The sequence below is a fragment of the Pararhizobium sp. IMCC3301 genome, assembly GCF_030758315.1.
Lineage (GTDB): Bacteria > Pseudomonadota > Alphaproteobacteria > Rhizobiales.
The window spans coordinates 2136630-2148676 of sequence record NZ_CP132336.1 but is presented as its reverse complement, the minus strand read 5'-3'; the positions used below and the strand labels follow the sequence as shown (position 1 = coordinate 2148676).

The window sequence follows — 12047 nt, the reverse complement described above, 5'->3', positions numbered from 1 at the left end:
GGACGCCAATCCGGCGGGGAATTGCTGCAAATCAGTTGTTGCAGACTGGATCGCAGAGTGGTTCGCCGTATATTCGCCTGCTTCCGGGTATGTGTCTTGTCCTGTTGTGTATTGTGTTGAAGGTGTTCAAATTGTTGAATTTGGAGGCTTGATATCGCGATAGTGGTCAACCCGCCTGGACAGTGTGACTACCCCTGATCCGCTCTCAGGCATAATAATGTGGCAGCTCATGGCCCAACGACCTTTTTCAAAACCTTTGGCGGCAAGCCCTGCCTCTGCTGTGTCCAATTCTTCCCGCAAGCAAATGCCTGCATCCCAGGTCCCAGCATCCCAGGCTGCCAGCGCGGAACTGGATCTCAACGGCTCCCTGGAGCGATTGACCGATTCCGTACAGCATCTGCGCAAAGCGGTGGAGTACCGTCTCAAGCTTGATGAAAATCAGGGCGATCTTCGCGCAGAATTCAACCGGATGAACGACGAACGCAAACGCCTTGCAGCACGCCTTGATCAGGCCGAAGGCAAGGCACAGTCAGTGCAGCAGGCCACTAAAGATGTGTCCCGCCGGCTGGCAAAAGCAATGGAAACGATCCGCATGGTTTTGGAGAATCAGGCAAACTAAGTCAGGCCTGCCAAAGGGTCCCGATTGAGGATCCAGATCAACTCACCCGACTCGACAGCTTGGACGGCGGGCAACTTTATAAAACTGGAAATCTGAAAAAATTTCAGCATCCGGGAAGAGCAGTGAACGCATCATGGCGCAGATTACAGTGAACATAAATGGCCGCAGTTACCGGATGGCCTGTGAGGATGGCCAGGAAAGCCATTTGCAGTTGCTGGCGGAGCAGTTTGACACGATGGTCAAGCAACTGCGCTCGTCCTTTGGCGAGATCGGCGACCAGCGCCTGACCGTAATGGCCGGGGTGATGGGACAGGATGAAGTATTCGAATTGCGCAACCGTGTGATGGCTTTGGAAAAAGAGCTGGAAAATCTGCGCGCAACCCGCGATCAGGCGAATGATCGGGTGCAGCGGAGTGAAACGCAAATGGTGACGCAAATGGACGAGGCTTCCAAGCTTATCAATGAAATGGCCGAACGGCTTGAGGGAATGTAAGCTGATGTTCGCGGTACTGCTGTGCCGCTTCCGCTTCCGTTTCTGTTCCGGCGCAATTGCCCGTTTCATGTTCTGCGAGATTTTCTGTATCTGGCAGGCCAAACGGTTTTTACGATCAGGCTAAGTTAGACCATGTCCAGTGTACCGGCTCTTTTCGATCATGCATTGCTTGCCGCGCGGCGGCGCAGGGCTTTGGCTTGCGAGCAAAGATTTTCAGATGCCGGATTTCTTCGACAATCGGCGATTGATGATCTGGTGGAGCGGCTGGAGGCGGTCAGCCGCAGCTTTGAACATGCGCTGGATGTTGACGCCCCCGATGAGGCTCTGGCACAGGCGTTGCTGGCGACCGGCAAGGTTCACAATGCCTCTGCTGGCAAAGGATTTTCAAATGCCGATATTGATCACCCGCGCAATGAAGCGGACGGGCGTCTTGGCGATCTGCCGGAAAATGGCGGTTGCTATGATCTGATTACGTCGGTGCTGTCGTTGCAGTTTGCCAATGATCTGCCGGGAACGCTGATACAATTGCGCCGCGCCCTGAAGCCGGACGGGCTGTTTCTCGGGGCGCTGCTTGGTGGTGACACACTGATCGAATTGCGTCAGGTGATGCTGGCGGCGGAAAGCGAAATTCTGGGTGGTGCCGCGCCCCGTATTCTGCCCTTTGGCGAAATGCGGGACATGGGTTCGCTGCTGCAGAGAGCAGGCTTTGCTCTGCCTGTGGCTGACATCGACACGCTTGTGGTGCGTTACAGCAACCCGTTGCGGCTGTTGTCCGACCTGCGTGCCATGGGCGCAACCAACATTCTGCGCTCAGGCGCGCGGCAGCCGCTGCGCCGCGATGTTGTGATGCGGGCGATGGACCTGTACGCACACCGGTTCGCCGAAGCAGATGGCAAGGTGCCTGCCACGTTTCAGATCATCTCGCTGTCAGGTTGGGCCCCTCATGAAAGCCAGCAAAAACCATTGCGGCCGGGCTCGGCCAGAACGCGTCTGGCTGATGCGCTGGGCGTGCCGGAAACCCCGGCAGGTGAAAAGGCCGGACATGCAAAACCGGTCAAATGAGCTAAACAGAATTATGCTCTATTCCAACAGATCGACCAGATGAGGAATCAGCGGAATGTCGGCGGCCGGCATGTCATAATTCCGCAAATCGCGGGGGCGGACCCATTTCAAAGCTTGGTTTTCGCGGCCATTTCCCGAGCCCAGACCTGCCGGGCCTTCATAACGGCGGCACACATAAAGCGGCATCAGCAGGTGGAAATCATCATATGAGTGGCTGGCGAAGGTCAATGGCGCGAGACAGGGCAGGGTGGCGGTGACACCAAGCTCCTCACGCAATTCGCGGATCAGACTGGCCTCCGGGGTTTCCCCGGTTTCCACCTTGCCCCCCGGAAACTCCCACAATCCAGCCATCGGCTTTCCCTGCGGGCGCTGGGCAAGCAGGATGCGATTATCCCGGTCAAGCAGGGCACAGGCCGCCACCAGCACGATGTTGTGAACTGTCATTCTATCTGTCCGACCTGATCGCTGGCAGTGTTGAAACTGCGATAGGCATAGCGATAGCGTTCGCCAAAGCCAAGCGCATCATAAAGCCGTCTGGCAGGAAAATTGTCCGCCTCCACCTGAAGCCAGGCGGTTCTGGCACCATTGTCGGCGCCCCAGGCCAGAGCGGCATGGCTGAGTGTGCGGCCAATTCCGGTGCGGCGTGCAGCCTTTGCCACCGCCAGCCCGAACAGACCGACCAATGTCCCCTGAATCACCGCAATGGCCACTCCCAGACATTGATCCGGCGCGGCGACACGCAAGAACCGAACCGGTTTTTCAATGGCGCTGAGCGTTTCTGCAATCGCCGTCGCATCAATGGTCCTGTCCATGGTCAATGCCATATAGTCGGCAATCCACTGCGGTGCGGGAACTTCGAAACCCTCAAAGGCACCGTGGTTGAATGCCGACTGCAAGGGAGCGGTCATCACCACAGATTCAGAATAGGGACCGGACCAGCCATCCCTGCTGCAGGCTTCGGTCAACTCTGGCGGGGTCAACGGCGTGACGCGCAGGGTTGGCTGAACACCGCTGGCGGCAAAGATCGCCATTGCCCGGGCCAGGCGCGGCTCGATGCCGGCATTATCCTCTGGATCCAGGCAATTGATTGAATTGGTGCGTTTATAGGGCAGATGGGGCGACAGGCGAACCTGCCATGCACCGTCTGCAGCCACCCTGGCGGCGGGCCATGAGGCGAAGCCTGCAAGCTCCAGCGATCTGATTGTGGTATCAGCTTCTGTAGTCGCCATTGATCGCTACATATTCCTTGGTCAGATCGCAGGTCCACACGGTCGCTTCGCCGGAGCCAACACCCACGTCAATGCGGATCGGTATTTCATCCAACTGCATCATGGCGCTGGTGGCTTCCTCGGAATATCCTTCAAACCGGATTCCGTTTTCAGCCACGCGAATATCGCCGAAATGGATCGACAACAGATCCCGGTCAGCCGGTTCGCCGGCCTTGCCGACGGCCATGACGATCCGGCCCCAATTGGCGTCCTCTCCGGCGATCGCGGTTTTAACCAGCGGCGAATTGGCAACCGAGAATGCAATCTTTTTGGCGGATGCGTCGCTTTCGGCACCGCTGACAGTGATTTCAACCAGCTTGCGGGCACCTTCGCCATCGCGCACAACTTGCAGCGCCAGATCTTTCATCAGTGCCGCAAGAGCGTCTTCAAACCCGGCGAAGTCACTATCCTCCAGCAGGGCATTGTTGCCCGGCAGAGAAAACAGCAGCACGGTGTCGCTGGTCGAGGTGTCACTGTCCACCGTTATGGCATTGAAGGTTCTGTCGATGGTGTTGGCCAGGGCAGCCTGCAGCGTTTTCGCGGGGAGAGGGGCATCAGTGAACAGGAACGACAACATGGTCGCCATGTCCGGCTGTATCATGCCCGACCCCTTAGCCATGCCGTTGATGGTATATTGCCGGCCGGCCAGATCAAATGTCCGGGTTGCAAGCTTCGGGAACGTATCGGTGGTCATGATAGTGCGTGCTGCAGCTTCCCAGGCGTCGGAAGATGGCGAACCGCTGCCTGCCAACTGGTCCATGATGAGGGCATATTTTTCCGCGGGCAGAGGCTCGCCGATCACACCGGTTGAGGCGAGAAATACATCTTCGGGCGCGCAGCCAATGGCCTCTGCCGTCAGCCGGGCGGAAGTTTCGACCGCATCGCGTCCTTTCTGCCCGGTAAATGCATTGGCATTGCCGGAATTGACCAGCAGTGCGCGTGCCGTGCCGCTTGCGAGGTGCGCCTTGCACCATTCCACGGGAGCGGAGGGACAGCGTGAACGGGTGAAAACCCCGGCAATCTGGGCGCTGTCTTCAAACTGAACCAGCAGAACATCGCGGCGCCCGCGATATTTGATACCGGCTTCTGCCGTTGAAAATAACAGCCCGGAAATGACCGGCATTTGCGGTATGGATTTCGGTGCCAGAGGCGAGAGAGCGATGGAGGGCATGGATTCGGCTCTTATTTGCAGGTCCGGGGAAGACCGGGTGAAACAGAAAACCCTTATTCATGAAAATCGCCATTTAGAAAAGCACAGAGTGAATTTTTCACAATGACCCATGTCTGGAACGTCGCTTTAATCCACCACGATCTTGACCAGACTGCCGGGGCGTAAGTCCGCACCTTCCTGAATGCCGTTGAGAACAAGGAACAGCTTATGTCGGCGGTCAACGCCTTGCATCCGAGCGGCCATTGAGGCCACAGTATCGCCCCTGCGGACCTGCATAATTTTCACTGACAGTGGTTTCAGTCTGGCTTTCTCAGATCGGCCAAGACGCCGGAAGTTGGCCAGAGTCTGATCAGCGTCAGTCTCCAAATCAGTGGTTTCGTCTGCATTGGCGAACAAGAAACGGTAGGTCGCGTCTTTCAAACGGACCACGACGATGCGAAAGCGCCAGCCTTTGGCGCGGGCATTGGCTGTGGCAGCTTCCAGACCATTGATACTACGCGCCTGTATCGAAGCCGGGTCCAGGCCGCCAATCCAGCCCGATCCCATATAGTCGACAAGGGACAATTGCGCCGGAATCTGAATGCCGTCAAACCGCATGGCAGTGCCATTCTTATCTGCGGCAAGAACGGCGTCGGAGGAGTTTTCCAGCGTGTAACCGCTAGGCAGCTCAAATGCAAAACCCAGCTTGGGATGCAAATAGGACCGCCCGCGCACATAGCCTTCGGAAGGATCATCGCCGAATGTCAGGCCGTCAATCGCTGCCAGATAGCGCGCACGTTCTGCTGTGCGTTCGCTGTTTGAAACATTGAAGGAACGCGCGGTTTGAACGACTTGAGAAATGCGGGCCGGAGTAGCAGGATGGGATGCGAGGAAATTCGGACTGTTGGCATTGGTCGACAGACTTTCCGCGCGAAAGCGCCCGAACCGTCCCATGCTGGTCAGAAAACGTGCCGCAGCATAGGGATCAAGATCTGCCCGGACCATCATTTCCACACCGATCCGGTCAGCTGCCAGTTCCTGTCCACGGGAAAAGCTTGCCAGTGAAATCTGGCTGGATGAGAGGGCGATCTGGGCTTCCATCTCATCGGTAATGGCATCAGTCATCACCTTGTTGGTCAGTTTGGCCTCCTGAGCCCGCTGCTGCCTTTGAAATGCATGATTTTCAGTAACATGCGCCATTTCGTGGGACAGCACTGCCGCCACTTCCGAGGTGTCATTGGCCAGCGCCAGCAAACCGCGAGTCACATAGAGATAGCCACCGGGCAAGGCAAATGCGTTGACAACGGGCGAGTTCAATATGGTCAGGCGATAATTCTGCCGCGGATTGGAAGAGACTGCGACAAGCCGTTCTGTGACGTTGTCGAGAAGGGCTTCCACGTCCTTGTCGCGGTAACGCCCGCCATAGGCGGTGACGACACGGGGATGCTCGCGCTGGCCAATCGAAGAGCCAGCACCGGGAGCCAGTCCTGACAGGCTGGGCGCGCCGGGAAAGGACACACAGGCCGAAACCAGTGGAAATCCCAGAATAAGCACAACAAGCGGCCGCACGCGCCGCAAACCTTTACCTGTCCGCAAGCCGGCAAAGCCTGCAGTGGATACAAGGGCCGCACGACGTCGAAACCGATTGCGGAAAGCCGCACCGATCTGAAACAACTGACTTGTCAATATCGGCAAGCCCGCTCACTCCTCTATTATGATTTGTGCTGTATTGAAGACATCGATCATGGGTCCGCCTTTCGACTGAATGACGCCGCGTATTTCAACGCGCCTGCCTTTCAGTGTCTCCAGGGGAAAACCGATGTCGTTGAAATGCTTTTCCACACCCGCAGTCATCCGCACTGTAAAATCCTGCGCGTAGTTCCGTCCGAAATTGAGATACCGCCACCGTCCTGCGCTGCCTGTGCTTAGCACAACGCCCCTAATGATTCCGTAACGCCCCGCAGCGCGTTCTATTGTAAGAAGTTCAACTGCACCAACGAATAATGGTTCCATGCCTCCAGTTGAAAATATGGGATATTGTTGACTTAAATCCAGTTTCCAGATGCCTTCTCCGGCCATTTGCGCGGATTTTTCAGAAGAATATAGTGCTTCGGCACAACTCGTCTGATCGGGATAAATATAGAGAAATGCTTGTCCCCTTGCCAACAGATCAGCCTGCAGCCAGCCAGCATATGGCATCGTGACGTCCGGCTTCACAAATATGTGTGCCGGCAGATATCCCGTCCGATCCGGCTGTTTCGCCGCAGGATAGGGAATTATCGTTCGGCCTATGACCTGGCGGAGCAGATTGTCCGCCGTTGCCATCCAGATGTCGGATAATCTGAGTTTCCGGCCATCTTCCAGCACCAGTCTGCCTTTGGCATCGGCCTGGATGATCATTCCCGGTTGGGCCGGTTTGAGGCCGCACGCGGACAGAGCTGCTTCCTGTGCGTTGGCGGGCGCAGCGCCGCCAATCCCGAGCACCAGAGCCATTGCCAATAACCCAGATAGAAGCGGCCGCATCTCGGTTGGGCGGCACAAAGATTGAGCCCGAACCCGGGATTTGTCTGTTGCAGACCGCATGCCAGCCTATTCAAAACGCAGGGTAAGGAAGAATTACAGCCGTATATTATGAAATGATGGCGTTGGAAAAACAGATCATCAGCTGGGTGAAAAGTCACATTAGATTAAAATAATTCAGATGTCAGGCGGTCAGTAGCGCAAAATGCCCACATTTCCGTGATTTGCGGTAACCGGATATCAACCATATTCTGGCTTGATTGATCAAACTGTTTAAGGGATTTCCGTTTGACCCTGTTTCGATCTGTATTGGCTCAATATTCTGCCCGTCTGCGTCTGGCAGCGGGTTTGTCGCTGCTTGTCGTGCTGGCTGCCTGCAATCCGAATTTTGATTTTGATGAGCGCCATACAAAACCTTTGTCGAATGCCACCAAAACACGGCTTGAGACGCTGAAAATGGACGCCGATTCTCCCATGGTGGTTCGTATCTTCAAGGAGGATGCGGAGCTGGAGGTCTGGAAATGGCGCAAGACTGACCGCAAATACGCGCTCTACAAGACATACGATATTTGCGCCTGGTCCGGTGAACTGGGCCCCAAAATCAGGGAGGGCGACCGCCAGGCACCCGAAGGTTTTTACACCATTTTGCCAAGTCTGATGAACCCGAAATCAAATTACTATCTGGCTTTCAATCTGGGCTTTCCCAACGAGTTTGACCGGGCTCACAAGCGGACCGGAACCTATCTCATGGTGCATGGTTCCTGCTCATCGGCCGGGTGCTATGCCATGGAAGATGAGCATATCGAGGAAATCTATCAGCTGGGACGGGAAAGTTTCAACGCAGGGCAAAAATCCTTTCAGGTTCAGGCCTTCCCGTTTCGCATGACCAATGCCAATCTGGCGCGGTACAGCACCAGCCCGCATATCGATTTCTGGCGCATGCTGAAACTTGGATCAGACCATTTTGAGGCGACCAAACAGCCGCCCAAGGTGAATGTCTGCAACAAACGCTATGTTTTCAATGCCGAGGCAGCAGACGGTGGGAAATTTATCCCGGACGAGGCTTGCCCGCCCTATGCGGTGCCCGAGGCAATTGGCAAGGCCGTGGCCCGATATCGCGGCGAGCCGTATGTGCCGCAAACACAGATTTCCAGTATCCCGGCGATGCAATCTGTCAGGCGCGACGCCGGAGCTGCGGAGACCGCACCGGCTGCGCAATCCACCATCGCGATACCGGCAACAGTGGCGATACCGGTAGCAGAACCGGCGGCCGATGTTGCCACTGCCGAACAAGCGGCCCCGCAGTGGGTTGAGCCAAAACCTGAACGCAAAGGCCTGTTCAAAAAGTTGTTCCGCCGCTAGATTTCCCCGTGGCAGGCGCTGCACAGGCGAATGCATAACAACTCGTCCGGTTTACAACGGCCAGACCAGAAGGATTACCGGCACAGAAACGGCAATCACGATGATTTCAAGCGGCAGACCCATGCGCCAGTAATCGCCAAAGCGGTAACCGCCCGGGCCCATGATCAGAGTGTTGTTCTTGTGACCAATCGGGGTCAGAAAGGCGCAGGAAGCCGCCACCGCCACTGCCATCAGGAACGGATCAGGGTTGACATTCAGCGCTCCGGCAATGTTGACCGCAATCGGTGCTGCAATCACAGCGGTTGCGGTGTTGTTGAGCAGGTCAGACAGGGTCATTGTGACAACCATCAGAACGATGAGAACCACCGGAATGGGAAAAGAACCGGTGTATGAGACGATGGTATTGGCAATCAGTTCGGTTCCCCCGGAGGTTTCCAGCGCAGTGCCCAGCGGTATCATCGACCCCAACAGAACAATCACCGGCCACTCAATCTGCTCGTAAAGCGTGGATATCGGCACGATTTTCAGCACCACATAGAGGACCACCACGGCCGCCAGGGCGATTGCCAGTTGCAACACGCCAAAAGATGCGAGCGCCAGTGCAATGCCGAACAGGCCGACGGCCAGGCTGGCCCGTTTGTGCTGAGTGACGATGAGACCGCGTTCACGCAGGGGCAGCACGCCCAGCCAGCTGGCGACACTGGGCAACTGCTCCGATGCGCCGAGCAGCAACAGCACGTCGCCGCTTTCAATAGCCAGATGACGCACCCGGTCGACGAAACGCTTGCCTTTCCGGGAGACGCCCAGAAGGGTGGTATTCTGCCGGTAGAGCAGTTTCATATCCATCGCCGAGCGACCGATGATGCGGCTGTCATCCGGCACCACAACCTCCATCAGAGCCATGCCTTCAGAGGCAATTTTTTCGTGACGCTTCTCACCGATGAAGGAGAGCTTCAAAGCTGAGCGGAATTTGTCGATTGAATCCGGCGATCCTTCGACCACCAGAATGTCACTCTCGCGGATTTCATTGGTGCGGGCGCGGCCCGGCAATCTGCTGCCGTTGCGCACCAGCCCGATCGTCACCACGTCGGCCTCTTCCGCGTCGCCATCCAGATCGCGCACCATTTTTTCAAGCGCAGGACTGTCCTTGCCGACCACCAGTTCAGCAATATACTGGCCCAGCGAGCTGAAATCGGCTGCCTGTTCCGACTTTGAAGTGTCCACCGGAATGAGCCGCCACCCCACAAGGGCAATGAAGGCAATGCCTGCAATGGTGCAGGCAATCCCCACAGGGGCGAAATCGAACATGGAAAAGGGAACACCTGTTACGGTTCCCCGATAGGCGGCAATAATGATGTTCGGCGGTGTGCCGATGAGGGTGATCATGCCGCCCAGAATTGTTGAAAAGGCAAGCGGCATCAGGGTAATGCCGACAATGCGTTTTGCCTTGCCGGCCGCCTGCATGTCGACCGGCATGAGAATGGCAAGGGCGGCAACATTGTTGATGAAGGCGGACAGAACGCCGCCGACCACGCCGAGAATGCCGATATGCTGGGAGATCGGCCTTTCTGTCGCCAGAAGCCGCCGTGTGATGAGATCGATGGCCCCGGAATTGATCAGGCCGCTTGAGACTACCAGCACAAGGGCGATGATGATGGTCGCCGGATGGCCAAAACCGGAAAATGCCTCCGAGTAAGGCACAACGCCGACAATCAGTGCCACTACCAACGCACCGAAAGCGACCAGATCATAGCGGTATCTGCCCCAGATCAGCATGGCAAAGACTGCCGCAAACAGACCAAACAGAAAGATTTGTTCAAAGGTCATAAACGCATTTCTTCCAATCGTGTGAGACCAAGTGGAGCCAAGTCGCGAAATTAGGCCAGTTGTAAGTTGATTGCGACGTTCCAGCGACTAAATTGTCCCGATAATGTGGTGTTTTGTTCCAGTGCCGGACGCCTTATCCGCGACGGGCGTTTCCCGCTATACGGATTAACGCATCTCCCAGATGGGCGGTTGCAAGTCCCTGCTGCTGGCGGCTTTTCAAAACCGCATCGGACAGCAGCGCAAGGGCACGCTCCAACCGCGCAACTGTCCACATTCCCAACTGTTTGCGAACCACGCCTTTGCGCATGAAAAAAATCGGTGGAGTTACCCTTTCCACCACCTGAGCAGCCGGAACACCCTGTTCAACCATGATTCGGGCTTTGTGCAAAACCTGAAAATTGCGCAATATCAGTGGGCCTGCGGCGGCGGGACTGAGGCTGCCTGCATCCATCCGCGCCAGTGCATCCATCAGAGCAGGCATCTGCCCAAGGGCGGCGGCATCGCTGAGTGCATCGGCAGACAGAACAGACGTGTCACCGGACAGGGCCAGGACATCCTCCTCGCTGATCGTACCCTTATCGGCTGCGAAAAGGCAGAGTTTCTGAATTTCGCGGCGGCTGGCAAGACGATCTCCTCCCAATTGGCTGACAAGCCTGTGTCTGGCGTCTTTCGTCATGCTGAGGCCGAAGGCTTCCAGTTCTTCGCTGATCAACTGATTGAGGCTGGCAGTATCATCGGCAAAACACGCGATGGCGGCAGCGTCATTGCTGTTTTCAATCAATTTGCGGACGGCTGTGCCCTTTTTCAAATCTCCCGCTTCGATTACGATGAAGGCGTCCTGCGGCGGATCTTTCAGCAGTGGAGCGATCTGGTCCTGCAGGTTGCGGGCACCATGAGCCTTGGCATGGATAAAACGGGCGCCGCCGAACAGCGAGATGGTATAAGCCTCATTTGCCAGCCGTTGAGGATCGCTGTTGAGGTCTTCTGTGGCAATGCGGGTCAGACCGAAGGGGTCGTCGGAATTGCCGCCTGACAATCGCTGCAGCCCATCAAGAATGGCGCTGGCGCGTTCCGACACCAGCCCTCTGTCCGGCCCGAACACCAGAACCATGCGATACCGGATTGACGGGTTTTTCAGATAGGAATTCAGTGCTTCCTTCTGCAGAACCGCCATAATTACCGCTGGGTGGCAAAATAGGTGGAGATCCGGGCTGTGATTTCGTCGGCAGCCGATTTTGCTGCGCGGTTTTCCGCGTCGCGGCGGGCGCGGATGTTGGCAAAGCTCTGCGATGAGCGGTCATAGGAGGCGCTGGCGCGCACTGTGCCCGCGGTCAGTGTGGTGTTGGCCACTGGGTCCAGTATGCGGAATTTGACAATTGCAGTCAGGCGGTAGGACGCCGGAGCACCGCTGCGGGCCTCAATGGCAATGGCATCATCTGACTGTTTGAGAGTGTAGCTCATCTGGTATTTCTTTTCGGCAATAGAACGGCCGAGATTGAAATTGAAAATAAGCCGGTTGCGCAGCTCCTGAGATATCCGGTCTTTGGCCGGATCAATGGCGATTGCGGCCATTTCATCAGATACCTGTTCAACGCCGGAGCCGCTGCCTGGCCCATAGACGGGCCGGACGTTACAGGCTGCGGTCAGCAGGGCCAGCGCTATAATGGCCGGGGTCGGGGATTTGAGAATTCGCAAAATCAAATGCATCTGTGTGTTCTCGCTCACGATAAACTGCTGCAACATCTC

The 12047-nt window shown here is 56.4% G+C and carries 12 protein-coding genes; 4 read left to right on the top strand and 8 right to left on the bottom strand.

Annotated elements, in window-relative coordinates; genetic code table 11:
• Positions 1–229 precede the first annotated feature (229 nt).
• The 3 genes from RAL88_RS10380 (at position 230) to RAL88_RS10370 (ending at position 2174) form a co-directional block, all read left to right on the top strand.
• Positions 230–619: a DUF4164 domain-containing protein gene (locus tag RAL88_RS10380; protein WP_306269332.1), complete on the top strand. Its 390-nt coding sequence runs from the start codon at positions 230–232 to the stop codon at positions 617–619.
• 133 nt (positions 620–752) lie between these two features.
• Positions 753–1112, top strand: coding sequence for a cell division protein ZapA (locus RAL88_RS10375; protein ID WP_306269331.1), 360 nt, complete (start codon positions 753–755; stop codon positions 1110–1112).
• 132 nt (positions 1113–1244) lie between these two features.
• Positions 1245–2174, top strand: coding sequence for a methyltransferase domain-containing protein (locus RAL88_RS10370; RefSeq protein WP_306269329.1), 930 nt, complete (start codon positions 1245–1247; stop codon positions 2172–2174).
• Positions 2175–2192: 18 nt separating this feature from the next.
• Here the strand turns inward: RAL88_RS10370 and RAL88_RS10365 are convergent, their stop codons facing one another.
• The 5 genes from RAL88_RS10365 to RAL88_RS10345 all read right to left on the bottom strand — a co-directional run bounded on the left by RAL88_RS10365 (position 2193) and on the right by RAL88_RS10345 (position 6959).
• The gene (locus RAL88_RS10365) at positions 2193–2618 is read right to left on the bottom strand and encodes a (deoxy)nucleoside triphosphate pyrophosphohydrolase (RefSeq protein ID WP_306269328.1); all 426 of its coding nucleotides are present in this window, start codon (positions 2616–2618) and stop codon (positions 2193–2195) included.
• Positions 2615–3403, bottom strand: a complete 789-nt coding sequence (locus RAL88_RS10360; protein WP_306269327.1) for a GNAT family N-acetyltransferase — start codon at positions 3401–3403, stop codon at positions 2615–2617. The genes RAL88_RS10365 and RAL88_RS10360 overlap by 4 nt, the downstream gene beginning before the upstream one ends.
• Positions 3384–4613: a bifunctional glutamate N-acetyltransferase/amino-acid acetyltransferase ArgJ gene (gene argJ / locus RAL88_RS10355; protein ID WP_306269325.1), complete on the bottom strand. Its 1230-nt coding sequence runs from the start codon at positions 4611–4613 to the stop codon at positions 3384–3386. The genes RAL88_RS10360 and argJ overlap by 20 nt, the downstream gene beginning before the upstream one ends.
• A gap of 126 nt (positions 4614–4739) precedes the next feature.
• Positions 4740–6287 carry a M48 family metalloprotease gene (locus RAL88_RS10350; protein WP_306269324.1) on the bottom strand — a complete coding sequence of 516 codons (1548 nt, stop codon included), beginning with the start codon at positions 6285–6287 and terminating at the stop codon, positions 4740–4742.
• 6 nt (positions 6288–6293) lie between these two features.
• A complete protein-coding gene (locus RAL88_RS10345; protein ID WP_306269323.1) occupies positions 6294–6959 on the bottom strand; it encodes a hypothetical protein in 666 nt (221 codons plus the stop codon).
• Positions 6960–7400: 441 nt separating this feature from the next.
• On the opposite strand from RAL88_RS10345, the gene RAL88_RS10340 reads away from it, so the two are divergent.
• Positions 7401–8474, top strand: a complete 1074-nt coding sequence (locus tag RAL88_RS10340; RefSeq protein ID WP_306269321.1) for a murein L,D-transpeptidase family protein — start codon at positions 7401–7403, stop codon at positions 8472–8474.
• A 51-nt stretch (positions 8475–8525) separates the two neighbouring features.
• Here RAL88_RS10340 and RAL88_RS10335 read toward each other — a convergent pair whose 3' ends face one another.
• From RAL88_RS10335 to lptE, 3 genes are all read right to left on the bottom strand, one after another.
• Complete coding sequence (locus RAL88_RS10335; protein ID WP_306269319.1) at positions 8526–10301, bottom strand: SLC13 family permease; 1776 nt, start codon at positions 10299–10301, stop codon at positions 8526–8528.
• A gap of 133 nt (positions 10302–10434) precedes the next feature.
• Positions 10435–11475, bottom strand: coding sequence for a DNA polymerase III subunit delta (holA, locus tag RAL88_RS10330; protein WP_306269318.1), 1041 nt, complete (start codon positions 11473–11475; stop codon positions 10435–10437).
• Positions 11476–11477: 2 nt separating this feature from the next.
• The gene (lptE, locus tag RAL88_RS10325) at positions 11478–12026 is read right to left on the bottom strand and encodes an LPS assembly lipoprotein LptE (protein ID WP_306269316.1); all 549 of its coding nucleotides are present in this window, start codon (positions 12024–12026) and stop codon (positions 11478–11480) included.
• Positions 12027–12047: the final 21 nt, after the last annotated feature.

What these genes read in the sequence shown, in the direction of transcription:
- RAL88_RS10365 (WP_306269328.1), bottom strand. Translation starts at nt 2,618, where the DNA reads ATGACAGTTCACAACATCGTGCTGGTGGCGGCCTGTGCCCTGCTTGAC.
- RAL88_RS10380 (WP_306269332.1), top strand. Translation starts at nt 230, where the DNA reads ATGGCCCAACGACCTTTTTCAAAACCTTTGGCGGCAAGCCCTGCCTCT.
- holA (WP_306269318.1), bottom strand. Translation starts at nt 11,475, where the DNA reads ATGGCGGTTCTGCAGAAGGAAGCACTGAATTCCTATCTGAAAAACCCG.
- RAL88_RS10375 (WP_306269331.1), top strand. Translation starts at nt 753, where the DNA reads ATGGCGCAGATTACAGTGAACATAAATGGCCGCAGTTACCGGATGGCC.
- RAL88_RS10335 (WP_306269319.1), bottom strand. Translation starts at nt 10,301, where the DNA reads ATGACCTTTGAACAAATCTTTCTGTTTGGTCTGTTTGCGGCAGTCTTT.
- argJ (WP_306269325.1), bottom strand. Translation starts at nt 4,613, where the DNA reads ATGCCCTCCATCGCTCTCTCGCCTCTGGCACCGAAATCCATACCGCAA.
- RAL88_RS10370 (WP_306269329.1), top strand. Translation starts at nt 1,245, where the DNA reads ATGTCCAGTGTACCGGCTCTTTTCGATCATGCATTGCTTGCCGCGCGG.
- RAL88_RS10360 (WP_306269327.1), bottom strand. Translation starts at nt 3,403, where the DNA reads ATGGCGACTACAGAAGCTGATACCACAATCAGATCGCTGGAGCTTGCA.